Source organism: Klebsiella sp. MISC125, assembly GCF_051131775.1.
Classification (GTDB): domain Bacteria; phylum Pseudomonadota; class Gammaproteobacteria; order Enterobacterales; family Enterobacteriaceae; genus Klebsiella.
The window spans coordinates 4,757,122-4,779,347 of the sequence record NZ_CP180448.1 but is presented as its reverse complement, the minus strand read 5'-3'; the positions used below and the strand labels follow the sequence as shown (position 1 = coordinate 4,779,347).

The following is a 22,226-nucleotide window of genomic DNA, read 5'->3' as shown; positions in this document are numbered from 1 at the left end:
TTTATGCATTTCTTGACAAAATGCCACTGAAATTCATAAATGCTGTCAATTTTTAGTGAACCGATCGGGAAATCTGTAAATGGATTTTCAGTGCAGGGAAGCGCCGGATGTTTGTGATATCCGGCGGAAGGTGTTACTGCATATTTGCGGGCTGAATATCGTGGATACGGACAAAACCGACTTGTTCCGGCGTGACGCCATTCAGGCGCAGTGGAATATCGACATCGCTGGGTGCCAGCGTGCTTTCCGGGGCGCTAATCAGCTGATCCTGCACGTTCACTTCCTGATAATTCTCAGTCGTACCGCTGATTTGTCCTGAAGCCACTGTTGCGCTAAATGCCGGCAGCGGATCGTTGGATTCGCCCTGAATGCGCAGCGTCAACCTGGTTCCGTCACCATCTGGCGTGATATTGAGCAGCGACATGCGCAGAGTACCGATCTGGCTGTTCAATCGCGCTGGCGTTTTTGCGTCCGGCAGCAGATAAACACCGCGGGTCGATTTTGCATTCAGGACGTTTTGCTGAGTAATTTTTACCGTTTGCTGATTGAGCTGGGTCATCTCTTTGCTCAACGTACTCACGCTCTGGTTCATCTGGCGGACTTCGCTTTGCTGTGCACAGGCGCTGAGGGTGAAAAGGCTACCCATAATGGCCAGTTTTAAATAACGTCTTGTCATGGTTGGGATTCCGTTAACAGAGGATGCTTAATGGTAGACTGTTCGAGTAAGCGCACTATAGATCCTTTATCTCAAAAGCTCTTCCTTTGTTGTCGCGTCACTTCGCGGTAAACTACCTGTTAGTTTAATTACATGTCAGGACGCGCTATGCATTGCCCTTTCTGTTTCGCCGTAGATACCAAAGTTATCGACTCTCGTCTGGTGGGCGAGGGCTCTTCTGTGCGCCGCCGTCGCCAGTGTCTGGTCTGTAATGAACGTTTTACGACGTTTGAAGTGGCGGAGCTGGTGATGCCGCGGGTCGTAAAAAGCAACGATGTGCGTGAACCCTTCAATGAAGAAAAACTGCGTAGCGGAATGTTGAAAGCCCTGGAGAAACGTCCAGTCAGCTCTGACGACGTGGAAATGGCTGTTAACCACATTAAAACGCATCTGCGTGGGACCGGCGAGCGCGAAGTACCGAGCAAAATGATTGGCAACCTGGTGATGGAGCAGCTGAAAAAGCTCGATAAAGTGGCCTATATCCGCTTTGCTTCCGTCTATCGCAGCTTTGAAGATATCAAAGAGTTTGGCGAAGAGATCGCCCGCCTACAGGACTAAGCTATGCTGGACGAAATGTACATGGCGCGGGCGCTCAAGCTGGCCGCGCGCGGACGCTTTACCACTCATCCCAACCCGAATGTCGGCTGCGTTATCGTCAAAGATGGCGAGATCGTCGGTGAAGGTTTTCACTACCGTGCTGGCGAACCTCACGCTGAAGTCCACGCGCTGCGTATGGCCGGTGAAAAAGCCAAAGGCGCGACGGCTTACGTCACGCTGGAACCCTGCAGCCATCATGGGCGTACGCCGCCGTGCTGCGAAGCGCTGATTGCCGCGGGCGTTTCTCGTGTGGTTGCTGCGATGCAGGACCCGAATCCGCAGGTGGCGGGGCGCGGTCTGTACCGTCTGCAGCAGGAAGGCATCGACGTCAGTCACGGGCTGATGATGAACGAAGCTGAAGCGCTGAATAAAGGTTTTCTCAAGCGGATGCGTACCGGATTTCCTTATATCCAGCTTAAAATGGGCGCATCGCTGGATGGCCGTACGGCGATGGCTAGCGGTGAAAGCCAGTGGATCACCTCGCCTCAGGCGCGTCGCGACGTGCAGCGTCTGCGTGCGCAAAGCCACGCCATCCTTACCAGCAGCGCAACCGTGCTGGCGGATGACCCGGCGCTGACCGTTCGCTGGGACGAGCTCAACGCCGAAACCCAGGCCTTGTACCCACAGGAAAATCTGCGCCAGCCTTTACGGGTTGTTATCGATAGCCAGAATCGTGTGACCCCACAGCATCGCATTGTGCAGCAGGCGGGCGAGACGCTGTTTGCTCGCACTCACGAAGATGCTCGTCAGTGGCCGGAAAACGTGCGCAATCTGCTGGTTCCTGAGCATAACGACCATCTCGATCTGGTGGTGCTGATGATGCAACTGGGTAAACAGCAAATTAATAGTATTTGGGTTGAAGCGGGGCCAACGCTTGCCGGTGCGCTGTTGCAGGCCGGGCTGGTGGACGAGCTTATCGTCTACATTGCGCCTAAACTGTTAGGCACCGACGCACGCGGATTATGCGCGCTACCGGGGCTTGAGAAACTTAACCAGGCACCCCATTTCAAATTCAACGAGATACGTCATGTAGGCCCGGATATTTGCCTGCATTTAGTGAACGCTTGATTTCCCCGGACAAAAGGGAAAGCAGTGCGCCGATTAATATGATAGAATCCGCCCCCCTTGCGGGGCCAAGTGAACCCGAAGGAAGAGTATGAACATTATTGAAGCTAACGTTGCTACCCCGGACGCCCGCGTCGCCATCACCATTGCGCGTTTCAACAACTTTATCAATGACAGCCTGCTGGAAGGTGCGATTGACGCCCTGAAACGCATTGGCCAGGTCAAAGATGAAAACATTACCGTTGTTTGGGTTCCAGGTGCGTATGAGCTGCCGCTGGCGACTGACGCACTGGCGAAAACCGGTAAATATGATGCGGTGATCGCGCTGGGTACCGTTATCCGTGGCGGCACTGCGCACTTTGAATATGTGGCTGGCGGAGCAAGCAATGGCCTGGCGCATGTCGCTCAGGACAGCGGGATCCCGGTAGCCTTCGGTGTTCTGACCACTGAAAGTATTGAACAAGCCATCGAGCGTGCTGGCACCAAAGCCGGTAACAAAGGCGCTGAAGCAGCGCTGACTGCGCTGGAAATGATTAACGTATTGAAAGCCATCAAGGCCTGATTTTTGTAAGGGGAATTCCGTGAAACCTGCTGCTCGTCGCCGCGCCCGTGAGTGTGCTGTCCAGGCGCTTTACTCCTGGCAGTTGTCCAAAAACGACATCGCTGATGTCGAATACCAGTTCCTGGCGGAACAGGATGTGAAAGATGTTGACGTTCTGTATTTCCGTGAACTGCTGACCGGAGTGGCGACTAACAGCGCGTACCTCGACGGCCTGATGAAGCCGTACCTGTCCCGTCTGCTGGAAGAGCTGGGTCAGGTGGAAAAAGCGGTACTGCGAATTGCGCTGTTTGAGCTGTCAAAGCGTAGCGATGTCCCGTACAAAGTTGCGATTAACGAAGCCATTGAACTGGCGAAAACCTTTGGCGCTGAAGATAGCCACAAGTTTGTCAACGGCGTGCTGGATAAAGCAGCCCCGGTAATTCGTCCCAACAAAAAGTAAACTCCAGGGCCGGATTTGCAGATTTTCTTTCCTGCAAATCTGGCCTTATTCTTTCTTTTGCTGAGGCATAACGTATGGCATGCGGCGAATTTTCCCTGATTGCCCGTTATTTTGATCGTGTTAAAAGCGCTCGTCTTGATGTTGAAACCGGCATTGGCGACGACTGCGCGCTCCTGAATATCCCCGAGAAAAAAACGCTGGCAATCAGCACCGACACCCTGGTGGCGGGAAACCATTTTTTACCTGACATCGACCCTGCCGACCTCGCTTATAAAGCGCTGGCGGTGAATCTGAGCGACCTCGCCGCGATGGGCGCGGAACCAGCATGGTTAACGCTGGCCCTGACCCTGCCGGAAGCAGACGAAGCCTGGCTTGAAGCCTTTAGCGACAGCCTGTTTGTCCAGCTCAACTATTACGATATGCAGTTGATTGGCGGCGATACCACTCGTGGGCCGTTGTCGATGACGCTGGGTATCCACGGCTTTGTGCCGACAGGGCGCGGGCTGAAGCGCTCCGGAGCGAAGCCTGGCGACTGGATTTACGTCACCGGAACGCCGGGTGACAGCGCTGCGGGACTGGCGATTTTGCAGGACAGGCTTCAGGTTGAAGATGCGCCCGATGCTGATTACCTGCTGGCGCGCCACCTGCGTCCGCTGCCGCGCGTTCTGCAGGGGCAGGCGCTGCGCGATCTGGCAACCTCGGCTATCGATCTCTCCGATGGCTTGATTTCCGACCTGGGTCATATTCTTAACGCCAGCAGTTGCGGCGCGCGCGTCGATCTCGATGCGATGCCGTTCTCCGAGGCTTTGCAGCGTCAGGTTGAAACGGAACAGGCGTTGCGTTGGGCACTCTCCGGCGGCGAAGATTATGAGCTGTGCTTTACCGTTCCTGAACTGAACCGTGGGGCGCTGGACGTCGCCCTCGCCAATCTCGGCGCGCGTTTCACCTGCATTGGCCAGATTCTCCCGGAATCGGAAGGCCTGCAATTTATCCGCGAAGGCAAGCCTGTCACGCTCGATTTTAAGGGATATGACCATTTTGGCGCGTAGTAAAGATGTGGCGAAAAGCCGCCTGAATATGCTTAACCCCTGGCACCTGCTGGCGACGGGGTTTGGTAGCGGTCTGAGCCCAGTGGTGCCCGGAACAATGGGGTCGCTGGCGTCGATTCCGTTCTGGTATCTGATGACCTTTCTTCCCTGGCAGCTGTACTCGCTGGTGGTGATGATGAGCATTTGCATCGGCGTCTATATCTGCCATCGTACGGCGAAAGATATGGGTACCCACGATCACGGCAGTATCGTCTGGGACGAGTTTGTCGGGATGTGGATAACCCTGATGGCTTTACCGACGTTGGACTGGCAGTGGGTCGCCGCCGGGTTTGTGATTTTCCGTATTTTTGATATGTGGAAACCATGGCCGATCCGTTGGTTTGATCGCAACATTCATGGCGGGATGGGGATCATGGTAGACGATATCGTCGCCGGGGTGATTTCCGCCGGGGTGTTGTACGTGATTGGTCACCACTGGCCGATTGGTCTTTTCTAAGCACAGTAAACTCCAGGTCAGCAGCTTCCCGGAGGCGGTGCTGCGCACCTGTCCGGGCTACCTAATCCGCAGATCGCGCAGGACCCGTAGCCCGGCTTAGCGTAGCGCGAGCCGGGAATCTTGTGGGAACAGAGCGCTACTTGAACCCGACAATCGGGTGCGGTTTATACGGCGTCTCCAGCTTTTCAATCTGCTCCGGGGTGAGCGTTAAATCGACTGCATGTAGCAGCTCGTCCATTTGCTCCTGCCTTGATGCGCCGATAATTGGCGCGGCCACGCCGGGTTTGCTCAATAGCCAGGCCAGCGCGACCTGGGCGCGATTGGCGTCAAGCTCCTCCGCTACCTCGGCCAGGTTGTTGGCAATCAATTCATCGTTTTCATCCGTTGCGTTGTAGAGCGCCTTACCGACTTCATCCGATACCAGTCGGGCGGTCGTTTCTCCCCAGGGACGAGTCAGGCGACCGCGCGCCAGTGGGCTCCACGGCATCACCGCGACGCCTTCGCGGCTGCACAGCGGCAACATCTCATTTTCTTCTTCGCGGTAAATCAGGTTGTAGTGATCCTGCATGGTCACGAAGCGCGCCCAGTTGTTTTGCTCCTGCAACATCAGAGCCTGAGCGAACTGCCGGGCATGCATCGACGACGCGCCGATATAGCGAGCCTTACCCGCCTTAACCACATCGTTTAGCGCCTCCAGGGTCTCTTCAATGGGCGTGCTGTAATCCCAGCGATGGATTTGCAGTAGATCGACATACTCCATGCCGAGGCGGCGCAGGCTATCGTCAATGGAACGCAGAATCTGCGCCCGCGACAGGCCCTGCGGTAGATCACCCACCTGATGATAAACCTTGGTAGCAACGATAACCGAGTCGCGGCGGGCATACTCACGCAGCGCGCGGCCGAGGATCTCCTCACTGCTGCCGTCAGAATAGTTGTTTGAGGTGTCGAAAAAATTAATGCCGCCTTCCAGAGCGTGCTTTATCAGCAGGCGGCTGCTCTCTTCCGGTAAGGTCCAGGCATGGTTACCGCGATCCGGTTCGCCAAAGGTCATGCAGCCGAGGCAAAGCCGGGAAACGCGCAGATCGGTATCGCCAAGGGGAATGTAATGCATAATGCGCTCCTGCTACTTTAAAGGGTATCCTTTAAGCATAGCAGGAGCACCAGGAGGGATTATGCTAGCCAGGTATTGATTTTGGCTTCTATACCAGCGGCATCCAGGCCGAGCTCGGCGTGAACTTCTTCCTGAGTCCCTTGTGGGATAAAGAAATCAGGCAGGCCCAGATTCAGCACCGGCACCACACGGCGACGGGCCATCAGCAGTTCATTCACGCCGCTACCCGCGCCACCCATAATGGCGTTCTCTTCCAGGGTCACCAGCACGTCATGTTCTGCGGCAAGCTGTAGGACCAGCGACTCGTCCAGCGGTTTGGCAAAGCGCATATCCACCAGCGTGGCGTTAAGATTTTCCGCCGCTTTTGCCGCTTGCGGCAGCAACGTGCCGAAGTTCAGAATTGCGATTTTCTCGCCTTCACGTTTCACCACGCCTTTACCGATAGGCAGTGAGGTCAGCGGCTCAAACGTAGCTCCGGTGCCGGAGCCACGCGGGTAGCGCACCGCGCTCGGACCCTCGTTATAGTGATAACCGGTGTAGAGCATCTGGCGGCATTCATTCTCATCACTCGGGGTCATAATGACCATATCCGGAATGCAGCGCAGGAAGGAGATATCAAACGCGCCCTGATGGGTCTGACCATCTGCGCCGACAATCCCCGCGCGGTCGATAGCGAACAGTACCGGCAGCTTCTGGATGGCGACATCGTGAATCACCTGATCATAGGCGCGCTGCAGGAAGGTAGAGTAAATTGCGACCACTGGCTTGTAGCCGCCAATCGCCAGCCCGGCGGCAAAGGTCACCGCGTGCTGCTCAGCAATCGCTACGTCGAAATACTGGTCGGGATATTTTTTGGAAAACTCGACCATCCCGGACCCTTCGCGCATCGCTGGCGTAACGGCCATCAGTTTGTCGTCCTTGGCCGCGGTTTCGCACAGCCAGTCGCCGAAGATTTTTGAGTAAGAGGGGAGGCCGCCGCTGCTTTTTGGCAGCACGCCGCTGGTGTGGTCGAATTTAGGCACCGCATGGAAGGTTATCGGGTCTTTTTCGGCTGGCTCATAGCCGCGACCTTTTTTGGTCATAATATGCAGGAACTGCGGCCCCTTGAGGTCGCGCATGTTCTTCAGCGTATTGACCAGACCGATAACATCATGACCGTCCACCGGTCCAATGTAGTTAAAGCCCAGCTCTTCAAACAGCGTCCCTGGAACCACCATCCCTTTGATGTGTTCCTCGGTGCGTTTGAGCAGCTCTTTAATCGGCGGTACGCCAGAGAAAACCTTTTTGCCGCCTTCGCGCAGCGTGGAGTAGAGTTTTCCAGAAAGCAGTTGCGCCAGATGGTTGTTTAGCGCGCCCACATTTTCGGAAATCGACATTTCATTGTCGTTGAGCACCACCAGCAGATCGGGTTTGATATCGCCCGCGTGGTTCATTGCTTCAAATGCCATCCCGGCGGTGATTGCCCCGTCGCCGATCACGCAGACCGCACGGCGCTGCTTATCTTCTTTCGCGGCGGCGATAGCGATGCCGATCCCGGCAGAGATAGAGGTAGAAGAGTGGCCGACGCTCAGGACGTCATACTCACTTTCTCCGCGCCACGGGAAGGGATGCAGGCCGCCTTTCTGGCGAATAGTGCCGATTTTGTCACGGCGACCGGTCAGAATTTTATGCGGGTAGGCCTGGTGGCCGACGTCCCAGATAAGACGGTCGAACGGCGTGTTATAGACGTAGTGCAGCGCCACGGTTAGCTCTACCGTGCCGAGACCAGAAGCAAAATGCCCGCTGGAACGGCTGACGCTGTCCAGCAGATAACGGCGCAGTTCATCGCACAGTTTCGGTAGGCTATCTTTCGGCAACAAACGCAACTCCTGGGTGGAATCCACCAGCGCCAGGGTCGGGTATTTGGCAATATCAAAACTCATCAGAGACTCATTTATTGTTTATTTATCACGCTGAATTATGTAATTCGCGAGCGCTTCCAGTGCCGTAGTATCCAGAGATTGCGCGGCCAGCTCATTTAGCGACTGGCGGGCGTCGGTAATCAGGTCATGGGCCTTTTTCCGGGCTTGCTCAAGTCCCAGGAGAGCGGGGTAGGTACTTTTTCCCAACTGCTGGTCGGCTCCCTGACGTTTGCCAAGGGTCGCAGTATCCCCTACCACGTCGAGAATGTCATCCTGGACCTGGAAGGCGAGGCCGATATTTTCTGCGTAACGATCAAGAGCTGGCAGCGCCCTGCGACCGGGTTCACCCGCGCTTAGCGCGCCCATTCTCACCGCCGCGCGAATGAGCGCTCCGGTTTTGTGGCGATGGATGCGTTCCAGTGCCTGCAGGTCAACCTGATGCCCTTCCGCTTCCAGATCCAGCGCCTGACCGCCGCACATTCCGGCGATGCCGCTAGCCTGCGCCAGTTCAGAAATCATTGCCAGACGATTGCGGTCCGCGACTTCTGGCATCGGCGCATCACTCAGTATAGAAAACGCCAGCGTTTGTAGCGCGTCCCCGGCAAGAATTGCGTTCGCTTCGCCGAATTTAATATGGCAGGTCGGCTGGCCGCGGCGTAAATCGTCATCATCCATGGCCGGCAGGTCGTCGTGTATCAGCGAGTAAGCATGAATACATTCGACGGCAGCGGCGGGGGCGTCCAGCGTGGTACGGCTAACGCTAAACATGTCGCCAGTAGCGTAAACCAGAAATGGACGCAGGCGTTTGCCGCCTAATAATGCACCGTACTGCATCGCTTCGACCAGCGGAGTGTTCTGAAAGGGCTGCGGGGCGATAAAGCGGCGCAGCGCTTCATTGGCCTGCTCAACGCATGCCTGTAGCTGTTGCGGGAAGTTCATTTATTCAGCGTCCGGCGTAAAAGGCGTGAGCGGCGCGTCTTCGCTATCCGCCAGCAAAATTTGTACGCGCTGTTCGGCCTGCTGCAGTTTTGCCTGCCCCTGGCGGGCCAGCTGTATTCCGCGCTCAAATTCGCCGAGTGCGTCTTCTAACGGTAGTGAGCCGCTTTCCAGACGAGTGACTATTTGCTCCAGCTCGCCCAGGGCGGTTTCAAAGCTGGCCGGGGCTTCATTTTTCTTTGGCATAGTGAATATAGACTCTTGTTATGTCTCGATGGCTATCAATATGGTAACGAAGTCGAGCGGTTAATCAAATAACGCGCAATGCCAGGTGAAAAGCGTCCAATAGTGGTATACTCCGCGCCCTGGATGCAGACGCCGGTTGCGCCTGTACAACTTTTTATGCTCAAAGCCCAGTCGGGCTTGCCAACGAACTATTGTCGCCATGAAGTTTATCATTAAATTGTTCCCGGAAATCACCATCAAAAGCCAATCTGTGCGATTGCGCTTCATTAAAATCTTAACCGGGAACATTCGTAACGTTCTCAAAAACTATGATGAGACGCTTGCCGTCGTTCGTCATTGGGATCATATCGAAGTCCGGGCAAAAGATGAAAATCAGCGCCTGGCTATTCGCGATGCGCTGACGCGTATTCCGGGTATTCACCATATTCTGGAAGTCGAAGACGTTCCTTTCACCTCGCTGCACGATATTTTCGAGCAGACGCTGCCGCTGTGGCGTGAAACGCTGGAAGGGAAGACCTTCTGTGTGCGCGTCAAACGTCGCGGTAAGCATGAGTTTACCTCTATCGAAGTGGAACGCTACGTTGGCGGCGGTCTTAACCAGCACATTGAAACGGCGCGCGTAAAGCTGACTGATCCCGATATCACGGTGAACCTGGAGATCGAAAACGATCGTCTGCTGCTGGTAAAAGGGCGTTATGAAGGTATCGGTGGTTATCCCATCGGTACTCAGGAAGACGTGCTGTCGCTGATTTCCGGCGGTTTTGACTCCGGCGTTTCCAGCTATATGCTGATGCGTCGTGGCTGCCGTGTGCACTACTGCTTCTTTAATCTCGGCGGCGCTGCGCATGAAATCGGCGTACGTCAGGTGGCGCATTATCTGTGGAACCGCTTCGGCAGCTCCCACCGTGTGCGTTTTGTGGCGATTAATTTCGAGCCGGTGGTAGGCGAAATTCTTGAGAAAGTCGACGACGGCCAGATGGGCGTCGTGCTCAAACGTATGATGGTCCGTGCGGCGTCGAAAGTTGCTGAGCGCTACGGCGTGCAGGCGCTGGTAACCGGCGAAGCGCTGGGGCAGGTTTCCAGCCAGACGCTGACTAATCTGCGCTTAATCGACAACGTCTCTGATACGCTGATCCTGCGTCCGCTGATCTCACACGATAAAGAGCACATCATTAATCTGGCGCGTGAAATCGGCACCGAAGATTTTGCCCGCACGATGCCGGAATACTGCGGCGTTATCTCGAAGAGCCCGACTGTGAAAGCGGTGAAGGCGAAGATCGAAGCGGAAGAAGAAAACTTCGATTTCAGCATCCTTGAGAAAGTGGTGGCGGAAGCGAATAACATTGATATTCGCGATATTGCCCAGCAGACCGAACAGGACGTGGTGGAAGTGGAAACCGTCAGCGGTTTCGGCCCTAACGACGTTATCCTCGATATTCGTTCTGTTGATGAGCAGGATGAAAGGCCGCTGAAGGTAGAGGGTATCGATGTGGTTTCCCTGCCGTTCTACAAGTTGAGCACTAAATTCGGCGATCTCGACCAGAGTAAAACTTGGCTGCTGTGGTGCGAACGTGGCGTCATGAGCCGCCTGCAGGCGCTGTATTTGCGTGAGCAGGGCTTTGAGAATGTTAAGGTGTATCGCCCGTAAATCAATGATAACAAGGATGTTGCATGATTCCTGAACAACCCGCAGGCCAGGATGGCGTGCTGTTTAGTATGAATATTCCGGGGCAGTCTTTGTCGTTCTCCCAATACTTGTGGGGAGCGAGGCTGGTCCGGTCGTTATTGCCAGAACGTCGCCGCCGTTTAGGTCGCATACCGGCATTTCTTATTACGACGCTCGCTATGTGGCTGATTTTTGCCCTTGCCGCATCATTGAGCGATGGCCATTATCAGTTCAGATTATCTGCCTGGTCCAGAAGCGATGAGGTCGGCGACTATCTTTTCAGGTTGCGCAATTCTGCGGTGATATCCGTTTTTCTGGGATGCTACATTGTCGGCATTTTGACAATCCGGTTACTTTATCGGCGAGCTCAGAGGCGTTGGTACCGTAGCTTTTATGTGGCGAATGATGCTATTCGCAGCGGATATTGCCTGCAACTGACGGAACAGGGTATACGCTGGATGGACCACCCTAACCAAAATTTTCGGGCTTTTATTGCATGGAATAAAGTTAAAGGGATCGAAAGTCATGGGAATATGGATTATTTAGATTTGGGTATACTGGGTTTTTTGTGGATCCCTACTGATTTAGATGATTATCCGCGAGCGCAGGTGTTTGCATGCATTGAGCAACACCTGCAATAGTAACGGCGGAGGTATCCGCCGTTTTCTCAAGCTTCGTAGTAATTATAAATTCCCGCCGCCATCACCAACTGTGATGCGACTTCATGGGCTTTTTCACGCCCAACCAGCAAATCAATGATCTTCAGTGCGAAATCAATTGATGTTCCCGGCCCCTGACTGGTGAGCAGGTTAACCCGCGGGTCCCAGACGACGCGTTTGTCTTGCCATTGTTCGGTGGGGATTTGCTCTTTCAGCGTGGGAAAACCGGTCATATTGCCGATTGGGAAGAGGTTATGCGGTACCAGCACGGTGGCCGCCGCGGCGCAGATCGCCGCGACAATACGCCCGGAAAGATGAAACTGGCGTACCGTTTCTACCAGCAGCGGGCTATCGCGGAAGCACTCTGCACCTTTAATCCCGCCAGGCAGAACGATGATGTCAAAATCGCCGTCGGCAACTTCGACCAGCGGCGCATCTGCCAGCAGTTTGACGCCGCGCGAACAAACGATCGTCAGGTTACCATCGCTGGCGACGCTTGCTGTAGTGACTTTTACGCCGCCGCGAACGAGTAAATCGATGGTGGTGACCGCTTCGGTCTCTTCGCTACCAGGGGCGAGGCAAATCAGTGCCGACGCGCTCATATTCATTCTCCTTACGCTTAACCTGTTCAAATAGGCGGGCATTTTCCGGTACGGCTATGCCGTGGGCACGGGCGCGTTTGAGTAAAAAACCGGTGATATAATCGATTTCCGTATGACGCTGAGCGAGAATATCCTGCAGCATTGAGGATGTATTTTCTGCCGTACTTTCAATGACCTGATGAATATAGAATAACAGGTTTTCCGGCGAGGTATGCATCCCTTCACGTTCCATGACCGCGGCGACTTCATAACAGATATCGGCAACCTCTTGCGGATATTTACGTAATTCACCGTTCTGGCAATTTTTTAACGCCGTTAGCGGGTTAATGACGCAATTTACCGCCAGCTTACTCCAGGTTGCGGGATAAATATTGTTATGCCAGGCGACGTCGGGCAGCACGCCCTGTAAGACATCGGCAAGGTGACTGTAGTCCTGCGGATAAACTTTTGCCGGGCCAATATGGCTGGTACCGTTGGCAACGTGGACGATAACGTTGCCATCGCGTCGGGCTGCCTGGGTGGTCGAGGCCATCAGCAGCGGCTGTTTGACGCTCTTAAGCTCATCAACGGTACCCATGCCGTTATGCATTAATAAGATAGGTGATGAAACAGGTAGGATTTCGCTGAGATTTTTCACCGCATTGGAGACCTGCCAGGCCTTGAGCGTCACCAGCAGCAGGTCGCTGCTGGCGAGAAAATCAGGATCGTTAGCGGTGAATGATTCATTAAACACGCTACCGTCGGTTTCAATCACATTAACACTACAGAATGGCTGTGGGACGCGTAACCAGCCCTGGACTTCATGTCCGTGTTTGTACAGCGCAGTTAGCCATAACTGTCCCAGTGCACCGCATCCGAGTACGGTTACTTTCATTATTCCTCCTCACCTGTAAGTGCAGCATCAGGTGCTCATGGCTAAAGTATAGCGTTATCAGTTATCCTTTCGGGATAACAAGTTGAGTTATGTCGCGTTGTGGGTATTATGCAACGCAAAAGAAACGGAAGGAGAGGAAAAGATGCCATCTTTCGATATTGTCTCTGAAGTCGATCTTCAGGAAGTTCGAAACGCTGTAGAGAACGCAACCCGTGAAGTTGAGTCGCGTTTCGATTTTCGTAACGTTGAAGCGAGCTTTGAGCTGAACGAAAAAAACGAGACCATCAAGGTCCTCAGCGAATCTGATTTCCAGATTAATCAGCTGCTGGATATTCTGCGCGCCAAGCTGCTAAAACGCGGAATTGAAGGCAGTTCTATCGAGGTGCCGGATGAGTTCGTGCACAGCGGTAAAACCTGGTTTGTTGATGCGAAGCTGAAGCAGGGCATTGAGAGCTCGATGCAGAAGAAAATCGTTAAACTGATTAAAGACAGCAAGCTGAAGGTGCAGGCGCAGATCCAGGGCGAAGAAATTCGCGTGACAGGTAAAGCGCGTGACGATCTGCAGGCGGTCATGGCGCTGGTGCGCGGCGGTGATTTAGGCCAGCCGTTCCAGTTCAAAAACTTCCGCGATTAATATATTGATATTGCTGTGTTTTGTAGGCCGGGCAAAGCGTTAATCGCTGCCCGGCTAAACACGAGCATCAGCCAGAAGCGGGTTACCCCGCTTTTTTTACGCCCCTTTGATGGCCTGCTCAACCTCAAAGCGGTTAGTCAATTTACTGTCGATTTTGATGTATACCGAACGCTCTTCTGCAACCACCAGAGCCTCTTTTACACCTTCTTTAGCTTGCAAGCGCGCCTGCAACATTGCATCGGCCACAACATCGTCTGGAATTTCTACTCGTAAACTGCTGACATATGGCGGCTCGCTCATGGTGCTGGCTACCAGTAACCACAGCATAGACAGCAATGCTCCGAGCAGGAATACGGTTTGCGAGTCAAAGAAGCCATCCACCCAACCGCCGAGAGCCCCACCAATTGCCACGCCGAGGAATTGGCTAGTAGAGTAAATTCCCATTGCGGTGCCTTTATATCCGGCAGGTGATTCTTTACTGATTAACGAGGGCAGTAGCGCTTCCAGCAGGTTAAACGCAAGGAAGAACAGTTGAACGCCGGCCACCAACTCCCAGAAGTATCCCCCAGCTCCCCAAAGGACAATTTCAGCTATCAGCAAAATAGCCACGCACAGCATGAATACGCGCTTCATTTTGCGCTTCACTTCGGCGTAGATAATAAACGGTACCACGGCGACAAATGAGACCAGCATGGTGACCAGATAGATTTTCCAGTGCTCAGCGGCAGGGAAACCGGCGGCCTCCAGCTGACCCGGAAGGGCGACGAAGGTGGACATCAGCATGATGTGCAGGCACATAATGCCGAAATTAAGCTTCAGCAGCTTTGGCTCCGCAAGCACTTTGCGAAAGCAGCCTTTTACCATCCCGGACTCGCGATTCAGCACGTGATTGTGGCTGTTAGGCACCACCCACAGAGTGAGCAAAATACCGAGCGTCGCCAGGACGGCAATCATCCAGAACAGGGCATGCAGGCCAAGCTGATGAGTAACAATAGGCCCGAGAACCATAGCGATAGCAAAGGTGACGCCGAAGCTGACGCCAATAAAAGCCATGGCTTTGGTACGATTCTGCTCGCGGGTTAAATCAGAAAGCAGCGCCATCACCGCTGCGGCAATCGCGCCGGAGCCTTGTAGTGCGCGGCCAAGAATGATGCCCCAGATGGAGTCAGATAGAGCGGCGATAATACTGCCGATAACGAAGATTAACAGGCCGCCGACGATCAGCGGTTTACGACCAATTCGGTCAGAAAGCAGGCCGAAAGGCACCTGAAATATTGCTTGAGCCAGCCCATAGATACCAATAGCCAGACCAATGAGTGCTTCATTTGCGCCCTGTAACGCCATGCCATAGGTGGTCAGAACCGGGAGGACCATAAACATGCCAAGCATGCGCAGAGAGAATACGGTCCCCAAACCCCAGGTCGCGCGCAGCTCGCCTGGCGTCATTTTGTTATCGTTCATTACCACCTCAATATAAAAACTGCGACTAGTGTAGTGGGGGGAACCTAAAGCGTAAATAAATGTTTGTTTAACAGATATTACGGCAGTGTTGCATGATGAGGTAGGTGGGGTAGAGAGAGAAAGAAACCAGTGGAGGAGCCTCCACTGGCGTGCAGAGATTATTGGCAGTTGAAGTCAACCCACTGACCGCCTGCATCGGCGGATTTAACGCACTGTTCAACCCAGTAAACGCCGTGGAGTCCGGATTCGACGTTCGGATACCAGAAAGTCTCCAGGAACTCACGATCGCCGCGATCCATTGCGTCCATGGCGATAGCGTAGCGGCGGTAGAGGTTAGCCCAGGCCTCGAACAATCCTTCCGGATGGCCTCCGCCGATACGATCGTCCGCCAACGCTTGCTGACTCAGATAGGGCATCCCGCGCTCAAGAACGCGTGCCGGTTCGCCCTGTACCTCATAGCTGAGCTGATTCGGGCGCTCATCCCACCATTCGATACTGGCTTTTTCCCCGATAACGCGCACTTTCTGTGAGTGCATTGCGCCGCTGTTGACTGCGCTGGTCCACAGAGAACCGACTGCGCCATTGTTATATTCCATCAGTACAAAGGCGTTATCTTCCAGCGGGGCGCGGGATTTGACAAAGCTCTGACGTGAGCACATCAGCCGGGTGATGTTGAGATTTGGCACCATCGTTTCCGCAATAAACAGCGGGTGAGTTGCCAAATCCCCCAGCACATAGCTTGGCCCCGCATATTTTGGCGTCACGCGCCAGCGGGTAGATTCAGCCTGCAGTTCGACGGCTTCATTATGAAAACCGTGGGCAAACTGCATGTTAATAATGCGGATCTCACCGAGCATCCCTTCGGCGATCATCTGACGTGCCTGCTGGATCATCTGGTGTCCGGCATAGCCGTAGGTCACACCGATGATTTTATTCTGCTTTTTACTCAGCGCCAGCAGTTCGCGAGCTTCATCGGCGGTAAAGCACAGCGGTTTTTCACAGACAACGTGCAGCCCGGCTTCCAGCGCCGCTTTGGTGATGGCGAAGTGGGTATTATTTGGCGTGGTCACCGAAACGGCCTCAATACCGTCAGGACGTTTGGCCTCTTCTGCAAACAATGTTTGATAATCGGCGTAGCAACGCTCTGGAGCGATTCCGAGCTGCTCGCCAAATTGACGCCCGCGCTCGGCATCTATATCGAGCGCACCGGCCAGCAGGGTAAAGACATTGTCGCGTAGCGCCGCGCAGCGGTGGCTATAGCCAATTTGGCTGGTACCGCCGCCGCCGACCATTCCCCAGCGCAGGGAGCGAGATAAGGGTTTCATGCCGTTTAACATGATGGTGCTCTCCTTTATAGATACTACGGATTTCAGAGGTTCGTGTACCCGCACTCTTAGAGCGCAGGTGTGGTTTCTGGGCAATTCCAGAACAGGTTTTACATTTCTCCACGGGCTTCGCGTTCTTTCAGCTCCTGCATAATCTGCGGGTACTGCTTATCCAGCCGGTAAAACAGCAGCGTAATAATGACCAGGATCCACAGGAAGAAAGAGCCGTAGAGGTAAACGTTGTTAATCATGTCGATAGCGCTTTGCGGCTGAACGCCGGAGCCGCTACTGGAGCTGACGTAGCCCGCCATACTCAACAGGCCGGAGATAACCGCAGCGGCAACACCCGCGCCGAGCTTCGTTCCGACGGAACCGGCGGAAAAAATCATTCCTTCTTGCCTGACGCGAGTTTTCCACTGGCCGAACTCAACGGCATCGCCGCAGAAGCCGAATAGCACGGCGTTCAGCGGCGCGAAGCCAATACCGCGAATAATCGCGTTCGCCAGCGCCCAGTGATAATCATCGGAGTTAAACATAAACAGCACCTGCCCGATGGTCGCCAGCACAATGCCGCATAATGCAACATTGCGCTTACCGTATTTGCGGATGGGGACGGAACTGAGGAAGGTGAAAATGATGATACAGGCCGTTTCGGAAACGAAAATGGAGCTATAGAAGGTATCGTCGCCCAGTACGTAGCGGCAGTAGTAAGGCAACGCGATCCCAACCACGGTGTAGTAAACGCTCTGTGCTGTCCACAGGATTGCGCTGGCCCAGAAGTACTGGTTACGAAAGAGCGCGGAGAGCTGTTTTTTAACAGGGATATTCCCCTGTTTTTCTCGCGCTTTGATAACGACTTTCTCTTCACATTTGTAGAAGCAGAACAGCAGCAACAGCAGCGCCAGAAAAGCCCAGATAGACATGGTTTTGATCCATGCGGCCTGATCGTCGCCGAAATATTTCACCAGTGGCAATGTACAAGCTACAGCGAGAATACGACCGAATGGCGACATCGACATTCTGGTGATGCTGAGCATATCCCTTTCCCATGAGTCGCGAGTCATCATGGCGGAAAGGCTGCCGTAAGGAAGGTTGATGGCGGTGTAGCACACGGTGGTACAGAAGTTATAAGCCACCAGCAAATAAAGAAACTGTAGCGTGCTGGTGGTTTGCGGAACGGTAAATAACAGGATCGCGGAAACGGCATAGGGAACGCTCATCCAGAGCAGCCAGGGACGCGATTTACCCCAGCGGGAGTTGGTGCGTTCGACCATCAAACCCATTATTACATCGGAAACGCCGTCAAACAGACGGGAGATCAGCATCACCAGACCGACGGTGGCGATGCTGATTCCTACGTAGTCGGTATAGAACAGGGTTAATACGGTGCCAATCATGCCGAAAACGACGTTGCAGGCGGTATCGCCGCCGCCGTAAGCAATGCGGGTGGTCCAGGTTAGCTTATCGCCGCGCGCCGCAGCGGGGGAGAGAAGGATCTGCTGTTCACTCATGGTCTATTCCTTTGTCGGGGGACAAGTAAGTACCTCAGTGCCAGTTCCGCCGGCACAACCTTATCCTGAATGTCAGCCAGAACATATGGAAATATTTATTTCATTTCAATGGTTATTTGAAATTTAATTTCTGTATATGCGAGGGGGATCGAAAAATGAAAATATTGCGTCAGTGATTTTACATTCATAACCATTAAATTAAGTTGATTGATAAGGTTATTAATCAGGTTTTTGATGAGTTATTTATTTGTTTGCTGTATTGAATTGGCGCTTTTAGAGCGGAAAAATGAGAGGTGAATCGATAATTCTAGTGGCTATATTTTTTCATTTAATAAATAAATGAAATTTATTTTTCTTTAATTGATGAGGCAAGCACGATGCCAGGCCGTGCCTGCCTGAGCTTAACGTTTTATTGCGTGCTCCTGATAGCCGTTGCGGATGTAGTGGATTTTGTCGTTGAGTCGGCGGCAAAAATGCCTTTGGCAGTGAGTCCGACCACAGTAATCGCGGCGGGGATCCCCAGAATTAAAAATACGCTCTCGAAACTGAGATCCAGCGCCAGCATTTCAGCCCCGGCAAAGGCGCTAAGGATCGCGCCCATACGGCCAACGCCGTGCATCCAACTGGAGCCGGTGGCTCGTGCCTCAGTCGGATAATAGCGGGCGGAGAGCGCGTTCATACCGGTATTCGCGCCGTTCAGGCAGGCTCCGCTGATAAACGCCAGCAGGCAGATGAGCGCAAAGCTTGCCGCCGCATAGCCCATTGCCATTGTGAACAGTCCGCCGACCGCGTAAATCAGCCCGAGCGCCCGATGCGGGTTGATCCGGTCCATCAGCCAGCCTGCAAACAGCGAACCAATGGTTCCGCCCGCCTGATACATCGCCGTCATGACCGCCGCCTGGCTGACCGTCAGGCCGACCTCTTTGACCAGCGTCGGCAGCCAGCTGCCGAGGAGATAGACCAGAAACAGCCCCATAAAGTAGACCAGCCACAGCATCAGCGATCCGAATCGGTACTGGCGGGAGAGCACGATACGCATCGCGTTACCATTCACGGGCTGTGTCGGGAAGGTAAACTGGGCATCATCGGCGATTTGCCCGGGGTAGAGACGCTGCAAAACTGTCCGAATACGTTCGGCCGGTGCGCGCTTAACCACCAGAAAGCGCACCGATTCAGGTAAAAGCCAAATAAGTACCGGAGCGAATAGTACCGGAAGAATGCCGCCAAGCATCATCAGCGAATGCCAGCCAAACTGTGGGATCAGCCATGATGCGGAGAAACCGCCTGCCGCCGCGCCAAAAGTGAAACCACAAAAAATGACTGTGATAAGAAACGAGCGCTGGCGTTCCGGGGCGTATTCCGACACGAGAGTACCGATATTCGGCATCGCGGCACCCAATCCCAGTCCGGTCATAAAACGAAAGAACATCATCTGCTCAATGTTTTGTGAAAAGGCGGTGGCAATGGTCCAGAAACCGAAGAAAAAGACGCTATTGATGATGATTTTTTTCCGCCCCAGCCAGTCGGCAAGCGGGCCGGAGAAGATAGCGCCAAGCGCCAGGCCGATCAGCGCGGCACTAATCACAAAGCCGAGTTCGTGATTGCTCACTCCCCACTCTTGTTTGAGCATCGGGGCAATAAACCCCATGATGGCGATATCAAAACCGTCCAGAGCAATCACGCAGAAGCCTAAAAACACCACCAGTTTCTGGAAGCGGCTGAGCGGGTTAGTGTTAATTAACTCCCTGACGTCCAAGCGTTGAGTCTGTGTCATGGGATCCTCCTTATGCGCAAGGGCGCAGATAAGACTGCGCGGCATTGAACAGCAACTGGGCACGAGTAAGCGCAGGCAGCGCACCCTGGTCACCACTTAAGGGAACCTCCAGGGAGACCGGCAGCGTGTCTGGAAGCGCCGCCATCAGACCTCGCAGATCAAGCCCGCCTTCGCCGGGGACTTTACGTGCTGCACGGGCCTGGTAAATAAGCTCTTGTTCATCAACGGGCGCCTGCGGCGAGGCATCGCAAAGCTGCATATAGTTGAGGCAATTTTGCGGCAGCGTGGCAAGCGTGGAGAGTGACTCGCCCGCTCGCCAGAAATGGATAGCATCGATCAGTATGCCGATATCTGAGCGACCGCTGGCGTTGATCAACGACTGGGCCTGGGCGATGGTGCGTAAATGGGTCCAGGGCATCGGTTCCAGATTCATGGTTAAACCATACTCCTGGCCGGACTCGGCGAGTCTGGCCAGGTTGTCTGCGCTGCGTGCCTGATTTTCATCATTTCCGGCGACCAGTACCTGCCTGGCCCCCAGGCGTGCGGCGGTATCGAGGAATAATCGCAAACGGGCATTGAGTGAAAAATCTGGCGTCAGGCGAACAATTTCGACGTCCGAGACGCGAATGCCTGTTTCCATCAGCGCCGACAGAGTGTCGCGCACGGCAGGGGTATTACCGAGCATGTCGTAATCCGGGTCGGTGGGCGTGGCAGGAAGCAGGCGCAGACCGACGTGGGTAAATCCGGTTTGTGCTGCGATCCGCACCTGTTCCGGTGGCGGGACGTCGAGTAGGGTAAGCGCGGCGAGTGACAGGGTTCGCATGTTCATAAAGGACTCCAGTACAGTTGCAGGTGGTTGTTGTTATGTGTATTGCCGTCCCTGGTAAGATGTCGTTTACTACATTGTTTTTGTTATGTTTACTGCCAGTTTTTTACCGACCAGATAGCCAAAGGTCATGGCCGGTCCGAGCGTGATACCGCCGCTAGGATAGAATCCCTGCATCACGCTCGACATATCGTTGCCGATAGCGTAAAGGCCAGCAATCGGTTGCTGTTGTGCATTCAGTACCTGTGCGTTTTCATCAGTTTGCAGTCCGCTGAAGGAGCCCAGAGAACCTGGGAGAATACGCACGGCATAAAAAGGTGCATGGCGCAGCTCGCCGAGTGTCGGATGGCCGGAATGGCTGGCATCACCCTGTGCGCGGTTGTATGCCGACGCGCCGCGCTGAAAATCCTCGTCTTCTCCTTTGTTGGCAAAGCCATTAAAGCAGGCTACTGTTTCCGTTAATTGCCGCGGATCGATTGCACACTGCTGTGCCAGGGCCTCCAGCGTTTCGCCGCTTTGCAGGTAGCCGGTTCGTAACCAGGCTGTCGGTGAAAAGGGAAAGGGGCGCGCGTGGCCTAACCCATAGCGGTGCAGCGCACGACTGTCTGCTATCAGCCACGCCTGCGGCGCTTCGCCCGGTGGAGTCGCATCCAGCAGAGCGGCAATAAAATCGTGGTAGGAGTTAGCCTCGTTGGCGAAGCGTTTGCCGTTGGGCAGAATGGCGATAAAGCCTGGCTTGGCGCGTTCAACCAGATGCGGGAATACCAGTTGCAGACCGCTAGCGAGCGTGACGCGCGAAACCGGTGCCCATGCCATGGCGTGTCTGAGTGAGTCATCAAACTGGCCTCCAGCTGATTCGCCGAGCCGAATGCCATCACCCTGATTACCTGGCGGTGCAGCGGAAAAATGACCGTAGCCGCTGGCGGCGTGGGGGACATTTTGCGCCAGGCGCTGCCTGTCGTGAGGAAATCCACCGCAGGCGAGGATCACCGCCCCGGCGCGAACCGTTATCTCGCCGCCGTCGCTGCGCAATACCGCACCCTCTATGCCTTTGTCGGAAGTGAGCAGCCGTTCTACCGGCGCGTTAAGCTGAAAATTAACCCCGGTATCCAACGCCGAACGCAGCAGGCGAGCAACCAGCGCATTGCCGTTAACCAGATGTTGCCCGCGCCCGGCGCGAAGCCGCTGCCAGCCGTGGCGTAACAGGCGGCGGGTTGCGTATATCGCTGAGCGCGGCGAGCGGGTGGCGTTAAAAAAATGCGCCATGTCCGTGCCGCCAGCGATGCCCATGCCCGCGAGGCTGATGGTTTCCAACGGCGGACGCAGTCGATGCAGCCAGTCACCGAGTAAGCGCCCGTCAAAAGGCTGCGCGGTGACCGAGCGCCCACCCTGCGCATAGCCCGGCGAATTGTGGAAGTCCGGCATTTTGCTGCCGGATAGAAACTGTACCACCGTGTGACGTCGGAAGAAGTCAATCATCTCCGGGCCGTACTTTAAGAAAGTGAGCAGGCGAGCGTCGGCAGGTTGCCCATCCATCTCATGCCGGAGATAGGTGAGCGGCTCATCGAGATCTTCTTCAATGCCTTCCTCGCGCGCCAGCGGATTGCGTGGGATCCACAGCCATCCGCCGGACCACGCGCTGGTGCCGCCAATCACTGACTCTTTTTCCGCAACCAGCACGCTGGCACCGCCTAGCGCGGCGGTGACGGCGGCAGAGAGACCCGCCGCGCCGGAGCCGACCACCAGAACATCCACGTTCATCTGCCCGCTCATGCCT

The 22,226-nt window shown here is 54.6% G+C and carries 22 protein-coding genes; 9 read left to right on the top strand and 13 right to left on the bottom strand.

From position 1 onward, the window contains the following. Positions 1 to 133: 133 nt before the first annotated feature. Positions 134 to 676, bottom strand: coding sequence for a DUF3251 domain-containing protein (locus ACMYSL_RS22455; protein WP_304256555.1), 543 nt, complete (start codon positions 674 to 676; stop codon positions 134 to 136). A 147-nt stretch (positions 677 to 823) separates the two neighbouring features. Between ACMYSL_RS22455 and nrdR the strand changes: the two genes are divergently transcribed. The 6 genes from nrdR to pgpA all read left to right on the top strand — a co-directional run bounded on the left by nrdR (position 824) and on the right by pgpA (position 4,923). After that, a complete protein-coding gene (gene nrdR / locus ACMYSL_RS22450; protein ID WP_110273776.1) occupies positions 824 to 1,273 on the top strand; it encodes a transcriptional regulator NrdR in 450 nt (149 codons plus the stop codon). 3 nt (positions 1,274 to 1,276) lie between these two features. Then, a complete protein-coding gene (ribD, locus tag ACMYSL_RS22445) occupies positions 1,277 to 2,380 on the top strand; it encodes a bifunctional diaminohydroxyphosphoribosylaminopyrimidine deaminase/5-amino-6-(5-phosphoribosylamino)uracil reductase RibD (RefSeq protein ID WP_182236706.1) in 1,104 nt (367 codons plus the stop codon). 88 nt (positions 2,381 to 2,468) lie between these two features. Continuing rightward, positions 2,469 to 2,939, top strand: a complete 471-nt coding sequence (ribH, locus tag ACMYSL_RS22440) for a 6,7-dimethyl-8-ribityllumazine synthase (RefSeq protein ID WP_110273774.1) — start codon at positions 2,469 to 2,471, stop codon at positions 2,937 to 2,939. 19 nt (positions 2,940 to 2,958) lie between these two features. Beyond that, positions 2,959 to 3,378 carry a transcription antitermination factor NusB gene (nusB, locus tag ACMYSL_RS22435; RefSeq protein ID WP_110273773.1) on the top strand — a complete coding sequence of 140 codons (420 nt, stop codon included), beginning with the start codon at positions 2,959 to 2,961 and terminating at the stop codon, positions 3,376 to 3,378. Positions 3,379 to 3,452: 74 nt separating this feature from the next. After that, complete coding sequence (gene thiL / locus ACMYSL_RS22430; RefSeq protein ID WP_182236708.1) at positions 3,453 to 4,427, top strand: thiamine-phosphate kinase; 975 nt, start codon at positions 3,453 to 3,455, stop codon at positions 4,425 to 4,427. Then, the gene (gene pgpA, locus ACMYSL_RS22425) at positions 4,408 to 4,923 is read left to right on the top strand and encodes a phosphatidylglycerophosphatase A (RefSeq protein WP_304256564.1); all 516 of its coding nucleotides are present in this window, start codon (positions 4,408 to 4,410) and stop codon (positions 4,921 to 4,923) included. Before thiL ends, pgpA begins: the two co-directional genes overlap by 20 nt. Before the next feature lie 136 nt (positions 4,924 to 5,059). On the opposite strand, the gene ACMYSL_RS22420 is transcribed toward pgpA, so the two are convergent. From ACMYSL_RS22420 to xseB, 4 genes are read right to left on the bottom strand one after another with little or no spacing between them, the layout of a single operon-like run. Continuing rightward, entirely contained in the window at positions 5,060 to 6,034 is a 975-nt protein-coding gene (locus ACMYSL_RS22420) for an aldo/keto reductase (protein WP_304256566.1), read from the bottom strand. 59 nt (positions 6,035 to 6,093) lie between these two features. Continuing rightward, positions 6,094 to 7,956 carry a 1-deoxy-D-xylulose-5-phosphate synthase gene (gene dxs / locus ACMYSL_RS22415; RefSeq protein WP_182236714.1) on the bottom strand — a complete coding sequence of 621 codons (1,863 nt, stop codon included), beginning with the start codon at positions 7,954 to 7,956 and terminating at the stop codon, positions 6,094 to 6,096. 18 nt (positions 7,957 to 7,974) lie between these two features. Beyond that, a complete protein-coding gene (gene ispA / locus ACMYSL_RS22410) occupies positions 7,975 to 8,874 on the bottom strand; it encodes a (2E,6E)-farnesyl diphosphate synthase (protein ID WP_434659986.1) in 900 nt (299 codons plus the stop codon). Further along, positions 8,875 to 9,117, bottom strand: a complete 243-nt coding sequence (xseB, locus tag ACMYSL_RS22405) for an exodeoxyribonuclease VII small subunit (protein ID WP_110273767.1) — start codon at positions 9,115 to 9,117, stop codon at positions 8,875 to 8,877. Positions 9,118 to 9,316: 199 nt separating this feature from the next. Here xseB and thiI point away from each other — a divergent pair, with 199 nt between their 5' ends. Next, positions 9,317 to 10,765, top strand: a complete 1,449-nt coding sequence (thiI, locus tag ACMYSL_RS22400) for a tRNA uracil 4-sulfurtransferase ThiI (RefSeq protein ID WP_434659985.1) — start codon at positions 9,317 to 9,319, stop codon at positions 10,763 to 10,765. 23 nt (positions 10,766 to 10,788) lie between these two features. Continuing rightward, a complete protein-coding gene (locus tag ACMYSL_RS22395; protein ID WP_434659984.1) occupies positions 10,789 to 11,424 on the top strand; it encodes a hypothetical protein in 636 nt (211 codons plus the stop codon). Positions 11,425 to 11,450: 26 nt separating this feature from the next. On the opposite strand, the gene yajL is transcribed toward ACMYSL_RS22395, so the two are convergent. Together yajL and panE are read right to left on the bottom strand one after the other, a co-directional pair. Next, complete coding sequence (yajL, locus tag ACMYSL_RS22390; RefSeq protein WP_304256576.1) at positions 11,451 to 12,044, bottom strand: protein deglycase YajL; 594 nt, start codon at positions 12,042 to 12,044, stop codon at positions 11,451 to 11,453. After that, positions 12,007 to 12,918 carry a 2-dehydropantoate 2-reductase gene (gene panE, locus ACMYSL_RS22385; protein ID WP_434659983.1) on the bottom strand — a complete coding sequence of 304 codons (912 nt, stop codon included), beginning with the start codon at positions 12,916 to 12,918 and terminating at the stop codon, positions 12,007 to 12,009. Before panE ends, yajL begins: the two co-directional genes overlap by 38 nt. A gap of 142 nt (positions 12,919 to 13,060) precedes the next feature. Here panE and ACMYSL_RS22380 point away from each other — a divergent pair, with 142 nt between their 5' ends. After that, positions 13,061 to 13,552, top strand: a complete 492-nt coding sequence (locus ACMYSL_RS22380) for a YajQ family cyclic di-GMP-binding protein (protein ID WP_110273763.1) — start codon at positions 13,061 to 13,063, stop codon at positions 13,550 to 13,552. 96 nt (positions 13,553 to 13,648) lie between these two features. On the opposite strand, the gene ACMYSL_RS22375 is transcribed toward ACMYSL_RS22380, so the two are convergent. The 6 genes from ACMYSL_RS22375 to ACMYSL_RS22350 form a co-directional block, all read right to left on the bottom strand. Then, positions 13,649 to 15,013: an MFS transporter gene (locus ACMYSL_RS22375; RefSeq protein ID WP_434659982.1), complete on the bottom strand. Its 1,365-nt coding sequence runs from the start codon at positions 15,011 to 15,013 to the stop codon at positions 13,649 to 13,651. Between the two features lie 158 nt (positions 15,014 to 15,171). After that, entirely contained in the window at positions 15,172 to 16,350 is a 1,179-nt protein-coding gene (locus ACMYSL_RS22370) for a Gfo/Idh/MocA family protein (protein WP_434659981.1), read from the bottom strand. A 98-nt stretch (positions 16,351 to 16,448) separates the two neighbouring features. Beyond that, positions 16,449 to 17,849 (bottom strand): MFS transporter, encoded by a 1,401-nt coding sequence (locus ACMYSL_RS22365; RefSeq protein WP_434659980.1) that lies wholly within the window; start codon positions 17,847 to 17,849, stop codon positions 16,449 to 16,451. A gap of 409 nt (positions 17,850 to 18,258) precedes the next feature. Further along, entirely contained in the window at positions 18,259 to 19,623 is a 1,365-nt protein-coding gene (locus ACMYSL_RS22360; RefSeq protein ID WP_434659979.1) for an MFS transporter, read from the bottom strand. 10 nt (positions 19,624 to 19,633) lie between these two features. Beyond that, positions 19,634 to 20,452 carry a sugar phosphate isomerase/epimerase family protein gene (locus ACMYSL_RS22355; protein WP_434659978.1) on the bottom strand — a complete coding sequence of 273 codons (819 nt, stop codon included), beginning with the start codon at positions 20,450 to 20,452 and terminating at the stop codon, positions 19,634 to 19,636. Between the two features lie 69 nt (positions 20,453 to 20,521). Further along, on the bottom strand, positions 20,522 to 22,222 hold the full coding sequence (locus ACMYSL_RS22350; protein ID WP_434659977.1) for an FAD-dependent oxidoreductase: 1,701 nt from the start codon (positions 22,220 to 22,222) through the stop codon (positions 20,522 to 20,524). Positions 22,223 to 22,226: the final 4 nt, after the last annotated feature.